The following is a 19,062-nucleotide window of genomic DNA, read 5'->3' on the forward strand; positions in this document are numbered from 1 at the left end:
CGGGAGCCGCGTCCGATCAGAAGTGCCACGGGTACGGGCCCCAGTCGGGGTCGCGCTTCTCGAGGAACGCGTCGCGGCCCTCGACCGCCTCGTCGGTGCCGTACGCCAGGCGCGTCGCCTCGCCCGCGAAGACCTGCTGGCCGACCATGCCGTCGTCGACCGCGTTGAACGCGAACTTCAGCATGCGCACGGCCGTCGGGGACTTCGTGAGGATCGTGCGGGCCATCGCGATCGCCTCGCGCTCGAGGTCGGCGTGCGGCACGACCCGGTTGACCGCGCCCATCGCGTAGGCCCGGTCGGCCGAGTACTCCTCGGCGAGGAAGAACACCTCGCGCGCGAACTTCTGCCCGATCTGGCGTGCGAAGTAGGCCGAGCCGTAGCCGGCGTCGAAGCTGCCGACGTCGGCATCCGTCTGCTTGAACCGGCCGTGCTCGCGGCTCGCGATCGTGAGATCGCAGACCACGTGCAGGGAGTGCCCACCGCCCGCCGCCCAGCCCGGCACGACGGCGATGACGACCTTCGGCATGAACCGGATGAGCCGCTGCACCTCGAGGATGTGCAGTCGCCCGACCTGGGTGTGCCCGCCGTGCTCGCCCTCGACGATCGCCGTCTCGGCATCGGAGTACCTGTAGCCGTCGCGGCCGCGGATGCGCTGGTCGCCGCCGGAGCAGAACGCCCACCCGCCGTCCTTCTCGCTCGGCCCGTTGCCGGTGAGCAGCACGACGCCGATGCGGGGATTCGTGCGGGCGTCCTCGAGCGCGCGGTAGAGCTCGTCGACCGTGTGCGGCCGAAAGGCGTTGCGCACCTCGGGCCGGTCGAACGCGATGCGGGCGATGCGCCCGTCGACGGAGTGGTGGTACGTGATGTCGCTGAAACCATCCGAGCCGGTGACGGATGCCGCGGCATCCGCCCACTCGCTCGCGTCGAACAGTTCCGAGACCTCGCGTGACATGCCCACCAGCCTAGGCGTGCAGGATGCGCGGCCGGCGTCCCCGGCCGATGGTGCCGTGGGGCACGGACACCCCGCTGCCCGTGCCCGTCGCTCCGACCCGGTCACGGATCGAGTCACTTCGCGGCAGACTGTGGGAATGGATACCGCCGAGCCGGGCATCGCCCCCACCGGCACGCGAGACGTGTCGGCCACCGTCCACCAGCCCCGCGCCGACCGCCGCGCCCGCGTCGCCGTGCAGGTGAAGCCGCAGCACGCCACCTATCCCGAGCTGCGACGGGCGGCGCTCGCCGCGGAAGAGGCCGGCGCCGACGTCCTGTTCGGCTGGGACCACTTCTTCCCGCTCTCCGGCGACCCCGACGGGGCGCATCTCGAGGCGTGGACGCTCCTGGCCGCGTTCGCCGAGGTGACCGATCGCGTCGAGCTCGGCGTGCTCGTGTCATCCACCGGGTACCGCAACCCGCAACTGCTCGCCGACATGGCGCGCACCGTCGACCACATCAGCGCTCGCGACGGCCGTCCCGGACGGGTCATCCTCGGCATCGGCGCCGGCTGGTTCGAGCGCGACTACACCGAGTACGGATACGAGTTCGGCACGGCCCCCGACCGGTTGCGGGGATTGCGCCGCGATCTGCCGCTCATCCGCGACCGGTGGGCGAAGCTCAGCCCACCGCCGACGCGTGACATCCCCGTGCTCATCGGTGGCGGCGGCGAGCAGGTGACCCTGCGCATCGCCGCGCAGCACGCCGACATCTGGCACGGATTCGGCGACGCCGAGAAGATCTCGCACAAGCATGCGGTGCTGGATGACTGGTGCCGCCGCATCGGACGGGATCCCGCCGACATCGAGCGCAGCGCCGGCGTGAACCCGCTGCCCGGTCGCTACCCGGAGGGCGGCGTCGACTACGCCGCGAACGCCGAGGCGCTGCACGCCGTCGGCACGCGGCTCTTCACGGTCGGCTTCGAGGCCCCGGCGTGGGACCTCGGCCCGATCCGCGACCTCGTCGGATGGCGCGACGAGGTGAACACCGCGGGACGGTCCAGATGACGGATGCCGCGGCATCCGTGTCGTTCAGGTGGCGACCGACGACCCCTCGGGCGGCAGACCCGCCCCACCGGTCAGGAACCACACGGCCGCGGCGTACGCGAGCGAGCCCACCCAGATCGCGCCGTACGTGAGCGGGATCAATGCGCCCACGACGAGCACGAGTCCGATGACGGCGATCAGCACGTTCCGCCCGGCGGAATCGCGCACCTCGGTGGCTTCGACGCCGAGCGAGTCGTATCCGTCGGACATGTGCACCCCCAAGTCCGTCCACGCTAACAGACCGGCATGCACCGATGGGGCTCGCGCGGTGACACGATGGGAGGGTGACCGACGATGCCGCATCCGTGCCGCCCCTGTCCGACCTGCTCGCCACGGCACGGGTGGTCGCGCTCCCGCTCGTCACGCGGTTCCGCGGCATCGACGTGCGCGAGGCGCTGCTCCTCGAAGGACCGCAGGGATGGACCGAGTTCTCGCCCTTCGCCGAGTACGACGACGCCGAGGCATCCGCCTGGCTGGCCGCCGCGATCGACTACGGCTGGAACGCGCCGCCGCCCGCGCTGCGCGACCGGATCGCGGTGAACGCCACCGTACCCGCCGTCGACCCCGACAGCGTGCCCACGGTGCTCGAGCGATTCCCCGGATGCCGCACCGCGAAGGTGAAGGTCGCCGGCGGCGACGAGACCCTCGAGCAGGAGATCGCCCGCGTGCGCGCCGTGCGCGAGGCGCTCGGCCCGGAGGGACGCGTGCGCCTCGACGCGAACGGCGGCTGGAACGTCGACGAGGCCGAGCACGCCATCCACGCCATGGCGCCGTTCGACCTCGAGTACGTCGAGCAGCCGTGCCAGACCGTCGACGAGCTCGCCGAGATCCGCCGCCGCACGAAGTACATGGGCATCCCCATCGCTGCCGACGAGAGCGTGCGCCGCGCCGACGACCCGCTCGCGGTGGCCGCGGCCGGCGCCGCCGACCTCCTCGTCATCAAGGCGCAGCCGCTCGGGGGGATCCGCCGGGCGCTCGACGTCGTCGCGCGCGCCGGGCTGCCGGTGGTGGTGTCGAGCGCGCTCGACACGAGCGTCGGCCTCGCGATGGGCGCGCAGCTCGCGGCATCCGTGCCCGAACTCGACTACGATTGCGGACTCGGCACCGCGGCGCTGCTGGCGGCGGATGTCACGCGCGACCCGCTCGTGCCCCGCGACGGCGCCATCGACGTGCGCCGCATCGATCCCGATCCCGCGCTGCTCGAACGGTACGCCGCCGACGCCGAGCGTACCGCCTGGTGGCTGGCCAGGCTGGAACGATGCCACGCACAGCTCGCCGCCGGCTGATGCAGGGCTGACGCTGAACCGCGATGCGGGTCAGCACCGATGCCCGCCGCGTGGCGTCCCGGCACGGTTGGTGAGGTCGGCCCGTTTCCGCCGACCAAGCCGATCGAAAGGGACACCAATGTTCTCACGCACTCTCACCAACATCACCGCGGGCGTCGCGCTCGCCGCCGCCGGCGTGCTCGGCACGGGCGTCGCCGCCTACGCGCACGAGTGCTACAACCCCAACCGCTCCGAGCAGGGCAACGCCGGCGCGTCGCACTCGCAGGCGTGGTACACGCTCGACGTGGCCCAGGCGCTCACGGAGGAACTCCCGGCCGACCTGGCCGAGTGCGTGCTCACGGAGTACCAGGCGAGCGGCGCCCCCGCCACCTTCACCATCATGGTCAAGGGAGCCGTCGGCCAGGACGGCACCATCGCCTCGAACAACCCGCACGAGGAGAAGGCCGGCGATGGCAGCGGCATCGACGAGATCTTCGCCGCGTACGGTGCGGAGATCCTCGGTAGCTACGAGGCCTGCGGCCTGGAGTTCTGACACTCCCGGGATCCGACCTCCGATGAGGAATGCGTGGTCGCGGCATCCGGAACTGCGTGGTTCCCCGTAACCGGCTCGACGACCCGACCTCCACGCTGGTGGTACCACCACCCACCACGCAGGAGGATGAAATGGCACTCTTCATGGATGTCCACGACCGGGTCGAAGGACTCACCGCAGAGGCGGTGGCCGGCGCCCACGCGAAGGACCTCGAGGTCCAGGACCGCTACGGCGTCGACTACCGGCAGTACTGGTTCGACGAGGGCTCGGGCAAGGTGTTCTGCCTCGTCGATGCTCCCGACGCCGAGGCCGCGGCGCAGGTGCACCGCGAGGCGCACGGGCTGGTCGCCGATCAGCTCGTGCCGGTGCAGGAGGGATGAGGCTCCGGATGCTTCGTCCAGATTTCTGCCCGAGCATTCCTCGAATCGCGCGATAATCCCATTATGGCGATGACCGGCGAGGTCACGACGAATCGCGCGACAAGTCGACGCCTGGTCGGACGCGAGCGCGAGCTCGCCCGACTCGAGGCGCTGCTCGACGACGCGATCGCCGACCACGCGGTGCAGACCGTCTTCGTCGAGGGCGAGGCGGGAGTCGGCAAGACGCGTACCGCACAGGAGTTCGCGTCCCGGGCTGCGGCCCGGGGCGCGAATGTCCTCGTCGGGCGCTGTGTCGCGTTCGGGGAGCAGATCCTGCCGTACGCCCCGCTCGTCGAGCTGCTCACCGACCTCGTGCGGCGTCTCGGTGCCGCGGAGGTCATCCGGCTCGCCGGTCATGCCGCGCCCGAACTGACCAGGTGGATCCCGGCTCTGGCCGATTCCATCCCGGTCCCCGAACCCACGCGCGCGAGCGCGAGCCTGCTGTTCCAAGCGGTGAGCGCGATGATCGACGGGCTCAGCGCCGACGCCCCCGTGATCGTGATCGTCGAGGACCTGCACTGGGCCGACCGGTCAACGCTCGAGTTCATCACGCTCCTCGGCAGCCACCTGCGGGGCGACACGCTGCTGGTCTTCACCGTTCGCACCGACGAGCCCCCCGGTGATGCGGCCGTCGGGCGCTTCATCGCGGAGTCCGGCCGTCGGTCGGGCCAGCACGTCGTCATCGAGCGCTTGACCCGAGACGAGCAGGCCCTGCAGCTCAGCGACATCCTCGGCGTTCCTCCCCGCACGGCCCTGCTCGACGAGATCTACGAACGAGCCGAGGGCAACCCGTTCTTCGCCGAGGAACTGCTCGTGCTGGGTTCGAGCGGAGAGCTTCCCGCCACCATCCGCGACCTGCTGCTCGCGAGGCTCGAGGAGCTCGCACCCGCGACCCGGCAGGCGTTGCGCGCCGCGTCCGTCATCGGCCGCCGTGTGCCGCACCGCCTGCTCGAGCGGGTCGCCGACATCCCGGCCCCGGCGATCGACGCCGCGTTGCGCCCGGCGGTCGAACACCACGTGCTCCTCACCGAGGTCGCCGACGGCGGCGCATACGTCTTCCGGCATGCGCTGCTCCAGGAAGCCATCGCCGGTGGACTGCTCCCCGGCGAGGCTGCCCGGCTCCATCGACGGGTGGCGGAGGCGTTGACCGAATCCCCGGACCTCGCCAATGATCTCGTGTCGGTTGCCGGCCGGATCGCGCGGCACTGGGACGCGGCCGGCGACGGCCCCCGTGCGCTCACGGCCGCCGTGATCGCCGCACGGGTCGCCGCGCGAGCGCTGGCCTTCAGCGAGTCGTTGGCCCAGTACGAACGCGCGGTGTCACTGCTCGACGCTCTGCCCGATGAGGACGTCCACCTCGATGAGCCTTGCTACCTGGTGCTGTGGTCTGCCGCAGAGGTCGCCCACCTCGCGGCGCGGCCGGAGCGCGCCGGCGAGCTGATCCGTCGCGCCATCGCCGCGGTCGATCCCGCCGAACAGCACCACCACGGCTACATGTACGAGCGTCTCGGACGGTACCTCTGGATGGCCGCCGAGGGGGAGGACGCACTCGTCGCCTACGAACGCGCCGTCGAGCTCGTGCCGGCCGAGCCGGTCACCTCGTGGCGCGCCGCCGTACTCAGCGGGTACTCGCAGGTGCTCATGCTGGCCGGCCGCTTCGAGGAGTCACTCCCCCTCGCCCGTGAAGCCATCGAGCTCGCCCGTCAAGTGGGTGCCCGATCGGTCGAGGGCCACGCCCGCAACAACCTGGGCGTCGACCTTTCGTACCTCGGCGAACTCGAGGAGGGCATCGCCGAGCTCCGGATGTCGCGGCGCATCGCCGAGGAGGAGTTCGAGGACGTCGACGACATCGCCCGCGCGATCGTCAACCTGCATTCGGCGCTCTTCGACGCCGGGCGCATGACCGAGTCCGCGGACGTGGCGCTCGAGGGGATCGGCGTGGTCGAGAGCCTGGGCCTCAAGCACCGAAAGGGCGTGTGGTGCCGGTGCGACGCGGCTGAGGCGCTGCTGCACCTGGGCCGGAACCTCGAGGCGACGCGCCTCCTCGACGAAGCCGACGCCCTGGAGCCGGCGGGCATCGACGCCGTGCGTGTCGACCTCATCAGCGGCATGCTGCTGTTCCGCCTGGGCGACCTCGATCGCGCGCGCTCCCGCCTCGAAGCCGCGCGTCACGCCGGCGCGCGGCTCCTCGACGGCCAGATGCTCGGGCCGCTCTACGCGACGCTCGTCGAAGTGCTCGCGGCCGTGGGCGAGCTCGATGAGGCGCTGGCCACGGCCGACGAGGGCCACGCGAAGCTGCACGGCGAGGAGCACGCGGTGTTCTCGGTGCCGCTGTTCGCTGCGGCGGCGTCCGCCGCGGCCGCCGCGGCGACCATCGGCGGGCGACGGGGCGGCCGAGCCCGCGTCGACGACGTGCTGATCTGGGTCGCCCGTTCTGAAGCGTCGATCGCCCGGTCGCGTTCGGTGAATCCGGTCGCCCTTGCCGAATACGCGGTCGCGAAGTGCGAACTCACGGATGCCGCGGGCGACCCGGATTCCGCAGCGTGGCTCGCCGTGGCCGAGCAGTGGCAGGACCTCCAGGATCCGTTCCGCGAGGCGCAGGCGCGACTCCGGGCTGCCGGAGCGCTGCTCGCCACGGGCGGCGATCGCACGACCGCTGCACTGGAGTTGCGCACCGCGTGGACGACCGCCGAGCGGGTCGGCGCGGCGCACGTCGTGCACCTCGCCGAGGACACGGCGAAACGCGCCCGGATCACGCTGCGCGACGACCCACCCGAGACGAGCGACGACGACCCGTATCACCTCACCCGCCGCGAGCAGGACGTGCTCGCGCTCGTCGCCGAGGGACTCACCGACCGGGCGATCGGCGGCCGCCTCTTCATCAGCCACCGAACCGTCGAGCGCCACGTGTCGAACCTGCTGGCGAAGCTCGGCGCCGGCCGGCGATCCGAGCTCACCGCCATCGCCTACCGCGACGGCCTCGCCCACCGCACCCCTGCCGCGGGTTGAGGAGGGCACGCCCCAACCCGCGGGGGCGCGCTACCAGAGCACGATCACGATGGGCACCGACTGGGAGTCGGCGTACCCCTCACCACCGTCGAACGTGACCGTCAGCACGTGCAGGCCGGCGTCGAGCTTCGGCAGCTTGACCTCGAACCCGCCCGCCTCTGCGGTGCCGACGAGCGCGGTCGCGATCGCCTGGTCGCCGTCGAGCACGGTGACCGTGCCCACCGGCGAGGCACCGTCGGCGGACGACACCTGACCAGCCAGTTTCACCGACGACCCCGCCTTCGCGAACACCTTGTTCGGCACGGCGACGACCGACGTCGCGATGGCCGGCGGCTCCTGCTCGTCGACGAGCACCGCCGCGGTACGAGCCGGCAGGGTGAGCGACCCGGTCGCGGCATCCCACTCCGTGGTCTTCACCACCGGGTCGGCGCCGTTCGCGAGTGCGTCGGCGAGTTCGAACGACCGGCCGGCGAGCCCGTCGACCGACTCCGTGATCGCAGCGGGCGACGCGTTGAACACCACGAGCGCGCCCTCGAGCGACGGGTCGACATCCTCGCCGACGAGATCGTCGATGAGCATTACGATGAGCCCGTCCGTGGCATCCGCCCCGCTGTTCGGGAACGACACCTTCTCGTTGATCAGCGACGCCGAACCCAGCTGCAGCAGGTCGACCTCATCGCGCACGCGCAGCAGGTCGAGGGCGGATGCCTCTGCGGCCGCGATGTCCGCCGCGGTCGGCTTCAGCGCGGGGTCGGCGAGGAGCGGCGCCATGATCGACCAGTTGTCCTCGTTGTCGGCGGCGGGCGGCAGGCCCGATCCGAAGGTCGACTCCTGGCCGGTCCAGTCGATGCGGTTGAACCAGTCGCCCGAGTTGTAGCTGTTGCGATCGAGCGACTTCGACCGCAGGAGCTCGGTGCCGGCGTGCCAGAACGAGGGCGTCTGCGCGAACGTCACGGTCGCGAGCGACAGCGTGTTCATGCGCACGCGGTCGGCCATCGACGTGTCGACGGGCAGCTTCAGCACGCCGAGGTCGTACAGCGTCTCGTTGTCGTGCGCGTCGACGTAGGTGATGACCTCGTCGGGCTGGTCGGCATAGCCGGCCGGGGCGCCGTTGTAGTCGACCTCGGCGCCGGTCTTCGTCGCGCCGTCGGAGCCGACGAGCTCGAAGTCGCGCAGGTTGCCCGCAAGGCCGACCTTCACGAGGTCGGTCTGCTGGCCGAGGTTCCGCGTTCCGTCCCGCACGGGCCTGCCGTTCAGGTCGCCCGCGAGGCCGGTACCGAAGCCCTGGTCGAAGATCGACTCGCCGACCACGGGGCTGCCGCCGTGCACGCCGTCACGCAGCCGGTCGTTGAACGTGCCGATGCCGGTGCCGCCGAGCTGCCCCTGCGTGGCCTGCTCGAACCGCGCATTGTCCGCGACCTCGCCGAAGTTCCATCCCTCGCCGTACAGGTACACCTGCGAGCCGTCGATGCCGTCGGCCTCGACCGTGAGTTCGTCGAGCGCGGCCCGCACCGCGAGCATGTTGTCGCGGGAGTGGTGACCCATGAGGTCGAAGCGGAAGCCGTCGACCTTGTACTCCGCGGCCCACAGCACCACCGAGTCCACCATGAGCTTCTCGGCGACCTCGTGTTCGGTCGCCACGTTCTGGCAGCACGTCGACGTCTCGACGGCGCCGAGAGCATTCAGGCGCTGGTAATAGCCGGGCACGATGCGGTCGAGCACCGACTTCTCCCCCTGCCCGGATGCCGCGGTGTGGTTGTACACCTCGTCGAGCACGACCTGCAGCCCCATGCCGTGCAGCGCCCCGACCATCTCGCGGAACTCGCCGACGCGGGCGCCGCCGTTCGGATCCACCGCGTAGGAGCCCTCGGGCGCCTGGAAGTGGAACGGGTCGTAGCCCCAGTTGAAGCCGTCGAGGTCGCGGATCGCCTCGAGGCACGCCTGCTGCTCGGCCGACGCCGGACCGAACGACCCGAGGTCGCACGTCGGAGCCGCCTGCGCGGCCCGGTCCTCCTCGATCGTGGCGATGTCGAACGTCGGCAGCAGGTGCACGGTGTTGATGCCGGCCTCGGCGAGCTCGCGGAGCTGGGCGGTGCCCGCGGAGTCCTTCGTGAAGGCGCGGTAGGTGCCGCGCTCGGCCTCGGGTACGGTCTCGTCGGTGATCGAGAAGTCGCGCACGTGCAGCTCGTAGATCGCGCGGTCGACCGGGCGCTCGACGACGGGTGCGGGCGTCTCGGCCCACTGCTCGGGCACGATCGACTCGTCGTCGAGATCGACGATCACCGTGCGCGCCGAATTGGTCGTGAGGGCCACGGAGTACGGGTCGGTCACCGAGTTGGTCTCGATGGCGCCGGTCGTGGGCGCGAAGACCTCGACCGACCAGCGGTACTCGTCGCCGACCGACGGCCCGTCGACGCTCCACGTGCCATCAGCGGCATCGAATGACGCCGGGATCACGGTCGGGTCGCCGACGCCGCCCGAGGGCCACACCTCGAGCGACACCGCCTGCGCCGTGGGCGCCCAGAGCCGCACGGTCGAGTCCAGGCCGGTCACCGTCGCCCCGAGCGGCACGGGTGCCACGGCGTCGGCGTAGAGGTCGTCGAGCACGCCGGGCACCTGCACGCCGGTGAACGCGGTCAGCGACCCAGCCCCAGTGGACGCTGTCGTCGTCTGAGCGACCGCGAGCTGCTCGGTGAGGAGCTGCTGCACCGCCGCGCGGTCGAGGCCCACCGGATGCAGCGCGAGGAAGCCGTCGAGGTGCGGGAACTTCGCCAGCTGCGACTCGGTGAGGCCCGCCGGGTCGAGGGCGAGCTCGACCGGGTCGCCTCCGCCCGTGACCGCGCCCTCGGCGATCACGAGACCTGCCGTGGCCGAGTGCTCGAGCGTCCAGGCGGCCGAGTCGGCGGATGCCCCGCCGAGCAGTTCGGCCGGCCAGGCGATGGTGTCCTCGCTGACCCAGTGCGCGCGCAACTGCCCGGTGCCCACGAGGGGCGGGTCGGTCACGATGATCTCGAGCACGTGCGTGGCGAGCGTGTAGCGGAATTCGACGAGCTTGCCGTCGGTCGCGGTGAACGCGTAGTTCGCACCCCCGGGCGCGCCGCCGACGCCGTAGTTCTCGTCCCAGCTGAGGCCGTGCGCGACCTTCGCCTCGTAGTTGCCACTCGGGATCGACGACGTGGCGAACGTGAAGACGCCGTCCTTGTCGCCGTCCTGCATGAGCGACGCGAGGCAGTCGGGCTGCCAGTCGCCGGGGCATCCGATCTCCGACTGGAAGCTGCCGGGCAGCGTGACGACCGGGCCCTCGGCCGACGACGACGCCACCTTGGTGACCGGGTTCCAGTAGAACGTGACCGGCCCGCCCGCGTGCGAGTAGGTGATGTTCGGGCCGTTCTGCTCGCCGTTGGCGCCGTAGTTGAGATCCCAGCTGCCGTTGAGTGCGACCTTGTACTCGTAGTCACCGGCGGGCACGTCGAACGTGCCGGCGTAGATGCCGTCGGCGCGCAGCGTGAGCTTCGCCGCTTCGCAGCCCGGCGTCCAGTCGCCGGGGCAGCCCATCTCGGAGTTGTGCGATCCGGGCACCGTGACGAGGTCGATCGGCGGCTCCGGGTCCTCCTCCACGACAAGGTTCACGGCGTTGCCGACCGACGCGTAGGTCGATGCGGCGGCGCCGTTGCCCGAGGCATCCGTCGACACGGCGCGGTACTCGATGAGCGTGCCGTTGGCGATCCCCGTGGTGTCGTGGAAGACGCGCGGGGTCGTGTCCTCGGCGGTGCCGAGCGCCTGCCAGGCGTCGTCGCCTGCGCCGGCGACCCGCCACGCGAAGCTCGTCTCCTGCCAGGTGGCGTCGGCCACGTCGGCCGCGACCGGGGTCACGCCGGTCACGCCGGCTCCCGCAACGGGGACGTCGACCGAGATGGCGGATGCCGCGGCCGGCGCCGACACCTGCCGGTCGGCCTTCCACACCACCGTGCCGAGCGGCGGCACGGTCACCGACAGGACGCCCGCGGCATCCGCCGTGACCGACTGACCGTCGCCGTAGAGCACCTGGAACGCGCCGTCGCCGGTGAGCGTGGGCACCTGCACGGTGCGCGACTCATTCGCGTTGTTCGCGGCGACGAGATACTCGACGCGCTCGGTGCGGTCGACGCGCGAGAACGCGTACACGCCCGCTCCGTTGTCGACGTGGCGCTCGATCTGGGCACCGGTCTCGAGGGCGGGGTGGGCCGCGCGCAGGTCGGCGAGCGCAGCGATGTGCTGGTAGAGCGGGGCGTCGGTGCCGAAGCGGTCGACGCTGCCTGCCGTCTCGCCGGTGACGAGCGGCTGGTTCTGGTATTCCGCCACCTGGCTCGCGAAGAGGGTCTGACGGGCGCTCTGGTCTCCGCCGATGCCCGCGAAGCCCTGCTCGTCGCCGTAGTAGACCACGGGCTGGCCGCGCGTGAGGAAGAGGAGCTCGTGCGCCAGCTCGTCACGCGCGAGCGGGGCATCCGTCGACTGCAGCATGTACCCGACGCGGCCCATGTCGTGGTTGCCGAGGAAGGTCGGCAGCGCCGTGGCCGACGAGTCGGGCGTCGTGTAGTAGTCGTCGCCCGCGAACAGCGACTGCAGGTTCTTCGCCGAGTTGCCGGCCGCGAAGCTCACGGTCTGCGACTGGAAGGTGAAGTCGAGCACCGAGTTCATGTCGGTCTTGCGCACGTACGGTGAGAGCTTCTGCGGGTCGGCGTCGTAGACCTCGCCGAACATGAAGAAGTCGGGCTTGCCGGCGTCGTGCGCGTAGTCGAGCACCTGCGTCGACCACTGCTCCCAGAACTCGAAGTTGACGTGCTTGGCGGTGTCGATGCGGAAGCCGTCGATGCCGAGGTCGATCCACTGCCGATACACGTCGACGAAGCCGTTCACGACCGTCGGATGCTCCGTCATGAGGTCGTCGAGGCCGACGAAGTCGCCGAACGTGACCGACTCGCCCTCCCACGTCGAGTCGCCGCGGTTGTGGTAGAGCGTCGTGTCGTTGAGCCATGACGGCACCTTGAGGTCGGCGTCCTCGGGCGTCACGACAGGCGTGTACGGGAAGCTCGTGGCGGGGTCGAGCGCCGGGAAGGGAGGTGCGCCTGCCGCGGCGTAGTCGGCCGGATCGAAGGCGGTGCCCGAGGCATCCGTATAGGGGCTCGTGGCCTGGTCGATGTAGGCGTGCTGGCCCTCGGCGTAGTCGATGACATCGGCCGTGTGGTTCGTGATGATGTCGAAGTAGATCTTGATGCCCCTGGCGTGCGCCTCGGCGATGAGCGCCTCGAGCTCGGCGTTCGTGCCGAGGTGCGGGTCGATCTGGGTGAAGTCGGTGATCCAGTAACCGTGGTACCCGGCGCTCGCGTTCGCGCCCTCGCCCTGCACCGGCCGGTTCTTGAAGCTCGGGGTGAGCCAGATCGCGCTCGTGCCGAGGCCGTCGATGTAGTCGAGCTGCGAGCGCAGGCCGGCGAGGTCGCCGCCGTTGTAGAAGCCCTTGTGGGTCGGGTCGAAGCCGGTCGTGAGGGCGTCGCCGACGAGCCCGCCTGCGTCGTTGGCTGGGTCGCCGTTCGCGAATCGGTCGGTCATCACGAAGTAGAACGTCTCGTCGCTGCCGGGCTGACGCACCGGGTCGGTGACGAGCGGAGCGTCGGATGCCTCGTCGTACGCGCCGCGCAGCCCGATGGCCTCGAGGCCGACGCGATGCTGGTTGTCGTCGAAGACGATGCGCACGGGCGTGTCGCCGGCGACCGTGAGCGGGATGTTGTCGGCGCCGCCGTTCAGGCCGTAGGACTCGTCCCACGTGTCGTTGACCGCGACCTTGTACTGCCACGTGCCGGCGGGCACCGTGAAGTCGGCGGCGAAGACGCCGGGCGTCGCCGTCGCGATGAGCTCGGTCGCAGCGCAGTCGGGCGACCAGTCGGCGGGGCATCCGAGTTCGGACTGCAGGTCGCCCACGAGGGCGAACGTGCGCGGCTCTTCGGCTGCGGCCGGCATCACCGTGCCGACGATCGCGGCGGATGCCGCGAGCACCCCGGTCAACAGCAGGGCGATCCCGTTTCGGACACGAGCGCGTTGCGTCATCCTTGACTCCCCGAATTCCGGCACGACCACGTGCCACCGACGTTGCTCGCGACGGTAGCAGCGCGACGCGTATGAATGCAAGCGCTTACAGATGCGAATGCGCGGAGACGACGTACCACGCACGTCGGTTCTGCGCCGTTGCTGGAAACGCTCTCAGCATCCGGGGTTGAGGCGGCGAGCCGCAGCGCGATAATCGAGCATGACCGCAAACGCGCACCGCCCCGCCCCGATCAACGTCGCCGACGAGGAACTCGCCGAACTTCGCGAACGGCTGCGCCGCACCCGCTGGCCCGAACCCGTACCCGCGGCGCCGTGGGCGGCCGGCACCGACCTCACCGCCCTGCGCGAGCTGTGCCGGGTCTGGGCCGATGAGTACGACTGGCGACCGCACGAGGCGTGGCTGAACAGCCTCGACCCGATCGTCGTGCCCATCGACGGCGTGGACCTGCAGGTGTTCCGTGCCCCGTCGGGCCTGCCCGACGCGATCCCGCTGCTGCTGATGCACGGATGGCCCGGGTCGATCGTCGAGTTCCGGCACGTGATCGAGCCGCTGACCGACCCGGCTGCAGGGCACGCGGCGTTCGACCTGGTCATGCCGTCGCTGCCCGGCTTCGGCTTCGGCGGCAAGCCCGCCGAGCCCGGTTGGGGCGTTACCCGGATCGCCGAGTCCATGCACACCCTGATGACCTCCGAACTCGGTCATGCGCGGTACGGCGTCGCCGGAGGCGACTGGGGTGCGATCATCGGTTCGCGGCTCTCGCAGCTGCACGCCGATTCCGTGATCGGCTACCACACCAACCTGCCCCTGGTCAGCGTGCACCGCACGCCCACGTGGGCCGACGGCGCCGACGAGCGCGAGCGCGAACTCCTCGCCCGATGGGATCAGACGGATGCCACGGGCCGCGCGTACGCGCAACTCCAGTCGACCAAGCCGCAGTCGCTGGCGATCGCGCAGACCGACTCCCCCGCCGGGCTCGCCGCGTGGATCCTCGAGAAGTTCGAGGGCTGGAGCGACGGGGGCCTCGACGCCTTCACGACCGAGGACCTGCTGACGAATCTCATGTTCTACTGGGTCCCGCGCTCGGTCGCGTCATCCGCCATGATCTACTACGAGTCGCGGCTCGACCCCGAAGGGCGGGTGCACCCGGTTCCCGAGGTGCCGACCGGGGTCGCCGCGTTCCCCGCCGAGATCAACCCGGCCACGAGGCGGTGGGTCGAGCCGAACTACCGCCTGGCGCACTACACCGACATGCCCCGCGGCGGCCACTTCGCCGCGCTCGAGCAGCCTGAGCTCTACGCCCGGGATGTCGGCGAGTTCTTCGCGGGTCTCGCGCGCTGAGCGGGGTCCGAGGCGTATGGCGGCTCGACCGCGGCACCTCTGCCGTGATTTGATGCCGACATGTCCAGACTCGTGCTCACCGTCATCGGCGACGACCGCGCCGGATTCGTCGAGACGCTCGCTCAGACGATCACCGCCCACGACGGCAACTGGGAGCAGAGCCAGATGGCCGAGCTCGCCGGACAGTTCGCGGGGATCGTCGTGGTCACCGTGCCGAACGAGCGTGCCGACGAACTCCGGGCCGCGCTCGACGGGCTCGAGGGGCTCATGGAGGTGACCGCGCATCCCGGCGTCGAAGAGCCGGGCACGCCGACCGAGAGCTGGGCGCACCTGCGCATCGACCTCATCGGCAGCGATCACCCCGGCATCGTGCGCGACGTGTCGGCGGCCCTGGCACGGAACGGCCTCAACATCGAATCGATGACGACCGAACGCCGCGATGCGCCGATGGCCGGCGGGCGGCTGTTCGAGGCGCACCTGGTCGTGCGCGTGCCGCCGGGCGTCGATCCGGTCGACGTGCACGACGACCTCGATCGCACCGCGGGCGAGCTGTTCGTCGACCTCACCGTCGGCGAGGCGTGAGCATTCGACGCGCTGGCGTCAGATGTTCCGAGCGAGCATGAGGTCGCGCTGGAGCTCGGTGCGCAGGCGTTCGGCCTCGCGCCGACGCTCGTGCAGTTCGGCGAGGTGCTCACGACTGTTGCGCTGCTCCGCCCTCCGGCTCCACGCCACGAGCGCAAGCCCCGCGCGGAGCGAGATGCGCTCGACGAACGTGGCGTCTCGGTGCGGTACGACCGGCAGCGGGCCGGTCGCGATGAGTGGGGTGGCCATGATGACTCCTGGGGTTCGACCCTGGCCCGCTTCCGGGCCTGATTCCGTTCTACGGCGAACCACCGTCGCCGGGTATCCGTGTAACTACGGAGATGTCATCGGCGGGTTGCCGAGATGACGCGAGCACGTCGCCCGCAACTCGGGCGGCCTCATGCCGTGACGCGACCCCCAACTTCGCGATGATCGCCGCCACGTGGCTGTCGACCGGTCGAACGGAGAGCACGGGCCGCTCGGCGATCTCGGCGATCGTGCGCTCTCGGCCAGGACCCGCAACACTAACGGCCCGGGACAACCGGGAGCAGAGTCGGAGAGCGATCAGAACAGCCGGACGACGGGGACGGTCGGAGATCCCTGCTCGCGGAGCCGGGCGGCTTCGCGGCGCAGCTCATGGAGGCTGCGGGCGTCGAGCTCCTCGGCCCCCGTCGGCCCGCGCCCGGCGAACGCGAGCGCGACGCGGTGGAGGAACCGTTCGGCCGGCGTCCGGCGTCGGAGCGGGCGGCTGGCTGCAGGCGAGGTAGCGACTGCGGTGTTCGTGGCGACTCCTTCGGTGGTGGAATGCGAGGTGGAACGGGTTGAGCCGTGGCGGCACCGGGACGGGGTCAGCGCGGCAGCGTGGGCGTCCGGCGGTAGCCGTCGCGGCGGAACTGCACCAAGGCGGCGGTGATCGCCGCGAGGGCGAGCAGACCCAGCGCGATCATGGTGGCGAGCATCATGTCCCTCCTCTCCTTCTGGTCCTGGCGGCCCGGTTGCGGGCGCATTCCAGTTCTACGGCGAGGGGTCCTGCGTCTCGTCGGTGACGACTACCGAGATCGCGTGGCCGGGCTACCGAGATCGGCGGCACGGGCTGCCGACGCCGGGGAGGACGGCGCGCGTCATTGCGCGGGCTCAGCCGACCTGCTCGAGCACCTCGGGCGCGAGTCGTGCGGCGTCGACGCGCGTCGCGGTGCCGAGCTTCGCGAGCACCGCGGCGACGTGCGTGTCGACCGTGCGCACCGACAGCACCAGGCGATCAGCGATCTCGACGTTGGTGAGCCCCTCGGCCACGAGCCGCAGCACGTCGACCTGCCGGGCGGTGAGGCCGGCCGGGTTGCGACGGGTCAGGGTCGTCGGACCCCGCGGGATGCTTCGCGTGCCACGCTCACGCAGCCGGGCTCGCACGAGCCGTGCCAGCGGAACGGCCTCGATCGCGTCGAGGATCGCGAGCGCCGCCAGCAGGTCGGACTCGTGCGGGCTCTCGGCCAGTGCCGACGCCTCGTGGTACGGACATCCGATCGCCCGCCACAGTTCGGACGCGCGCTGCCAGTCGCCGCGCGCCTGGACGGCGAACGGATGATCGCTCTCGGGAGGCTCGACCACCACGCCCGCCCGGCGCAGCAACGATGCGAGCTCGGCCTGCAGGTTCATGTTCTGCAATCGCACGGCCTCGTCGTACGCGGGTCGGGCGATGGCGCGCGCCGCGCCGTCATCGCCGCGTAGCAGGGCCGCCTCGGCGAGGGCTGCCGCCGCAGGGCCGATGCGCTGCAGTTCGCCGAGGCGATCGGCAAGGCTGCGCGCCTCCTCGAGCGTCGCCTCGCCCCCCGGATCACCCCGGCGGACGCCGGCCAGGCCGATCACGGTGAGCGCAACGCAGTGCGGCTGCGGCAGCGACTCGTTCGTCTGCTCCGCCGCGGCCACCGCCTCGTCCCAGTGCGCCCTGGCGAGCTGCAGCCGCGCCTGCTCGACCTGCTGGTAGGTCCAAAGTCCGACGACCTCGGTTCGCTCCGAGAACTCCAGCGCCGGCTCGAGGTAGCACTCGGCGAGATCGAGCCGGTACTGATCGAGCAAGCTCCAGACGAGGTTCACGTGGGCGCGCGCCGCGTCCTCCGTCAGGTTCGCCGCGATCGCGATGTCGGCCGCCTCGAGGAGTTCCTCGATCCCCTCGTCGCGGTTCTGCAGCATGTGGGCCGCGCCGAGGTTGTTGAGCGCGTGCGAGAGGGCCCTCGGCTCATCCAACCCCTTCGCGAGCGCGATGGCGCGGGTGGCGAGGTCGATCGTTCGGGCGAGATCGCCGCCGAGCACCGCGAGCTGCGCCTCGTTGCTCAGCGCGATGGCCAGGAGTGCGCCGTCATCGAGCCCGGCGACGACGGCCGACGCCTCGCGCGCCGCCGCCTCGGCCTCGGCTCGGTTGCCCGCCTTCCACTGGAATCGGGACATCCACCGCAGCCCGGCGCCGAGCGCCGCGGAATCCGCCTGCTGCCGCCGGAGGCGGATGACCTCGGTCTGGGACTCGACCGCCTCCAGACCACGGCCGAGCGTGTAGAGCTCGATCGCGTAGTTCTCCAGCACGTCGGCGCGTTCGGCGGCGCCGCTGTCCCCGGGATGCGCCAGGGCGACACGGTAGTGGTCGGCCGCCTGCCGGTGCGCGCCGCTCACCGCTGCGTCGCGTGCCGCCCGCGGCGCCCAGCGCGCGATCGCACCGACGTCGCCGGCTTCCACCGCGTGCGAGACAATGCGTCCGGGGTCCCCGCCGACCTCGAGCAGCATCGCGAGCACGCGGCCGTTGAGCTCGATGCGCCGAGAGACGGGCAGGGTGTCGACGACGGCACGGCGTGTCAGCTCGTGCCGGAACTGCACGGCCTCGGGGCGCACCGTGATCAGCCCGGCCTCCTCCGCCGCACTCAGTGCGCCGACTCCGCCCGGCACGAGGTGCCCCAACTCCGGGATGCCGACCGCCGAGGGCACCACGGCGAGCTGCTCCACGTTCGCCTGTGTCACACGATCGAGGCGACGCAGCCGTGCGGTGACGGCGTCGACCACCGTTCGCGGCACGACGGCGGCATCCGCCGACGCGATGAGCTCACTCGCGAAGTACGGATTCCCACCGGTCAATGCGAAGACCCGAACGGCGTCGACCCCGGTCCGAGCGGTGAGCTCGCCCACTGCCGCCGCCGACAGCCGTTCCAGCGGGACGTGCCGCACATTCACCCGCAGGTCGCCGAGCAGCCTCGTGAGCGGATGGTCGCGGTCGAGTTCGTCGTCGCGGTAGGTGAGCACGAGCACGGACCGCAGCGCATCGATGCGCCGCCCGAGGAATCGGAGCACGTCGAGGGTCGCCTCGTCGGACCAGTGCACGTCCTCGACGACGAGCACCGTGCCCGGCGCGGCGGTGAGTTCCTCCTGCAGGGCGGCGAGGACCTCCTCACGATCGCCGCTGCCGAGCGCCTCGCCGAGACGGGGCCCGACGAACGGCGTGAGGTCGCGAAGCGGCCCGAGCGTACGCGGCGTCGACAGCGCATCGCAGGCACCGACCAGCACGCGGGCGCCGGCCGGGGGTTGGTCGCGCAGCGCGCCGATGAGGCTCGACTTGCCGATGCCGGCCTCGCCGTGCACGAGCAGCACCGAACCGCTCCCGTCGATTGCCGTGCGCACCGCACCGGCGAGTTCGGCGAGCCCGTGCTCGCGCTCGAGCAGCCTCATACGTCGATCGTGCTCCCTCCGGCATGCGAGTGCAAACCGGGCGCGGCTGCCGCACGGGGCCCGACCGGCGCAC

At 71.2% G+C, this 19,062-nt stretch carries 13 protein-coding genes; 7 read left to right on the top strand and 6 right to left on the bottom strand.

The window, feature by feature from the left end:
• Positions 1 to 16: 16 nt before the first annotated feature.
• Positions 17 to 952 carry a 1,4-dihydroxy-2-naphthoyl-CoA synthase gene (locus AB0K73_RS18850; protein WP_360518213.1) on the bottom strand — a complete coding sequence of 312 codons (936 nt, stop codon included), beginning with the start codon at positions 950 to 952 and terminating at the stop codon, positions 17 to 19.
• A gap of 136 nt (positions 953 to 1,088) precedes the next feature.
• Here AB0K73_RS18850 and AB0K73_RS18855 point away from each other — a divergent pair, with 136 nt between their 5' ends.
• Positions 1,089 to 1,997, top strand: a complete 909-nt coding sequence (locus tag AB0K73_RS18855; protein ID WP_360518216.1) for an LLM class F420-dependent oxidoreductase — start codon at positions 1,089 to 1,091, stop codon at positions 1,995 to 1,997.
• Between the two features lie 24 nt (positions 1,998 to 2,021).
• Here AB0K73_RS18855 and AB0K73_RS18860 read toward each other — a convergent pair whose 3' ends face one another.
• Positions 2,022 to 2,246, bottom strand: coding sequence for a hypothetical protein (locus tag AB0K73_RS18860; RefSeq protein WP_360518219.1), 225 nt, complete (start codon positions 2,244 to 2,246; stop codon positions 2,022 to 2,024).
• Positions 2,247 to 2,320: 74 nt separating this feature from the next.
• Here AB0K73_RS18860 and AB0K73_RS18865 point away from each other — a divergent pair, with 74 nt between their 5' ends.
• From AB0K73_RS18865 to AB0K73_RS18880, 4 genes are all read left to right on the top strand, one after another.
• Complete coding sequence (locus tag AB0K73_RS18865; protein WP_360518222.1) at positions 2,321 to 3,322, top strand: o-succinylbenzoate synthase; 1,002 nt, start codon at positions 2,321 to 2,323, stop codon at positions 3,320 to 3,322.
• A gap of 118 nt (positions 3,323 to 3,440) precedes the next feature.
• Positions 3,441 to 3,854: a hypothetical protein gene (locus tag AB0K73_RS18870; RefSeq protein WP_360518225.1), complete on the top strand. Its 414-nt coding sequence runs from the start codon at positions 3,441 to 3,443 to the stop codon at positions 3,852 to 3,854.
• 131 nt (positions 3,855 to 3,985) lie between these two features.
• On the top strand, positions 3,986 to 4,234 hold the full coding sequence (locus AB0K73_RS18875; RefSeq protein WP_360518227.1) for a DUF4242 domain-containing protein: 249 nt from the start codon (positions 3,986 to 3,988) through the stop codon (positions 4,232 to 4,234).
• 63 nt (positions 4,235 to 4,297) lie between these two features.
• Positions 4,298 to 7,282 carry an AAA family ATPase gene (locus AB0K73_RS18880; protein ID WP_360518230.1) on the top strand — a complete coding sequence of 995 codons (2,985 nt, stop codon included), beginning with the start codon at positions 4,298 to 4,300 and terminating at the stop codon, positions 7,280 to 7,282.
• A 30-nt stretch (positions 7,283 to 7,312) separates the two neighbouring features.
• Here AB0K73_RS18880 and pulA read toward each other — a convergent pair whose 3' ends face one another.
• The gene (gene pulA, locus AB0K73_RS18885; RefSeq protein ID WP_360518233.1) at positions 7,313 to 13,363 is read right to left on the bottom strand and encodes a pullulanase-type alpha-1,6-glucosidase; all 6,051 of its coding nucleotides are present in this window, start codon (positions 13,361 to 13,363) and stop codon (positions 7,313 to 7,315) included.
• Between the two features lie 199 nt (positions 13,364 to 13,562).
• Here pulA and AB0K73_RS18890 point away from each other — a divergent pair, with 199 nt between their 5' ends.
• Positions 13,563 to 14,702, top strand: a complete 1,140-nt coding sequence (locus tag AB0K73_RS18890) for an epoxide hydrolase (protein WP_360518236.1) — start codon at positions 13,563 to 13,565, stop codon at positions 14,700 to 14,702.
• Between the two features lie 60 nt (positions 14,703 to 14,762).
• Complete coding sequence (locus AB0K73_RS18895) at positions 14,763 to 15,284, top strand: ACT domain-containing protein (RefSeq protein ID WP_360518239.1); 522 nt, start codon at positions 14,763 to 14,765, stop codon at positions 15,282 to 15,284.
• 18 nt (positions 15,285 to 15,302) lie between these two features.
• Here AB0K73_RS18895 and AB0K73_RS18900 read toward each other — a convergent pair whose 3' ends face one another.
• The 3 genes from AB0K73_RS18900 to AB0K73_RS18910 all read right to left on the bottom strand — a co-directional run bounded on the left by AB0K73_RS18900 (position 15,303) and on the right by AB0K73_RS18910 (position 18,989).
• Entirely contained in the window at positions 15,303 to 15,533 is a 231-nt protein-coding gene (locus AB0K73_RS18900) for a hypothetical protein (protein WP_360518242.1), read from the bottom strand.
• A gap of 49 nt (positions 15,534 to 15,582) precedes the next feature.
• A complete protein-coding gene (locus AB0K73_RS18905) occupies positions 15,583 to 15,825 on the bottom strand; it encodes a LuxR C-terminal-related transcriptional regulator (protein ID WP_360518245.1) in 243 nt (80 codons plus the stop codon).
• A 593-nt stretch (positions 15,826 to 16,418) separates the two neighbouring features.
• A complete protein-coding gene (locus tag AB0K73_RS18910; RefSeq protein WP_360518248.1) occupies positions 16,419 to 18,989 on the bottom strand; it encodes an AAA family ATPase in 2,571 nt (856 codons plus the stop codon).
• Positions 18,990 to 19,062 lie beyond the last annotated feature (73 nt).

Source organism: Agromyces sp. NPDC052230 (genome assembly GCF_040679595.1).
In the GTDB taxonomy this organism is placed as follows: Bacteria; Actinomycetota; Actinomycetes; order Actinomycetales; family Microbacteriaceae; genus Agromyces.

Excerpts from the sequence above, each read along its gene's own strand:
- AB0K73_RS18855 (WP_360518216.1), top strand. The coding sequence starts at position 1,089 with ATGGATACCGCCGAGCCGGGCATCGCCCCCACCGGCACGCGAGACGTG.
- AB0K73_RS18895 (WP_360518239.1), top strand. The coding sequence starts at position 14,763 with ATGTCCAGACTCGTGCTCACCGTCATCGGCGACGACCGCGCCGGATTC.
- AB0K73_RS18860 (WP_360518219.1), bottom strand. The coding sequence starts at position 2,246 with ATGTCCGACGGATACGACTCGCTCGGCGTCGAAGCCACCGAGGTGCGC.
- AB0K73_RS18850 (WP_360518213.1), bottom strand. The coding sequence starts at position 952 with ATGTCACGCGAGGTCTCGGAACTGTTCGACGCGAGCGAGTGGGCGGAT.
- AB0K73_RS18890 (WP_360518236.1), top strand. The coding sequence starts at position 13,563 with ATGACCGCAAACGCGCACCGCCCCGCCCCGATCAACGTCGCCGACGAG.
- AB0K73_RS18875 (WP_360518227.1), top strand. The coding sequence starts at position 3,986 with ATGGCACTCTTCATGGATGTCCACGACCGGGTCGAAGGACTCACCGCA.
- AB0K73_RS18900 (WP_360518242.1), bottom strand. The coding sequence starts at position 15,533 with ATGGCCACCCCACTCATCGCGACCGGCCCGCTGCCGGTCGTACCGCAC.
- AB0K73_RS18870 (WP_360518225.1), top strand. The coding sequence starts at position 3,441 with ATGTTCTCACGCACTCTCACCAACATCACCGCGGGCGTCGCGCTCGCC.
- AB0K73_RS18910 (WP_360518248.1), bottom strand. The coding sequence starts at position 18,989 with ATGAGGCTGCTCGAGCGCGAGCACGGGCTCGCCGAACTCGCCGGTGCG.
- pulA (WP_360518233.1), bottom strand. The coding sequence starts at position 13,363 with ATGACGCAACGCGCTCGTGTCCGAAACGGGATCGCCCTGCTGTTGACC.
- AB0K73_RS18880 (WP_360518230.1), top strand. The coding sequence starts at position 4,298 with ATGGCGATGACCGGCGAGGTCACGACGAATCGCGCGACAAGTCGACGC.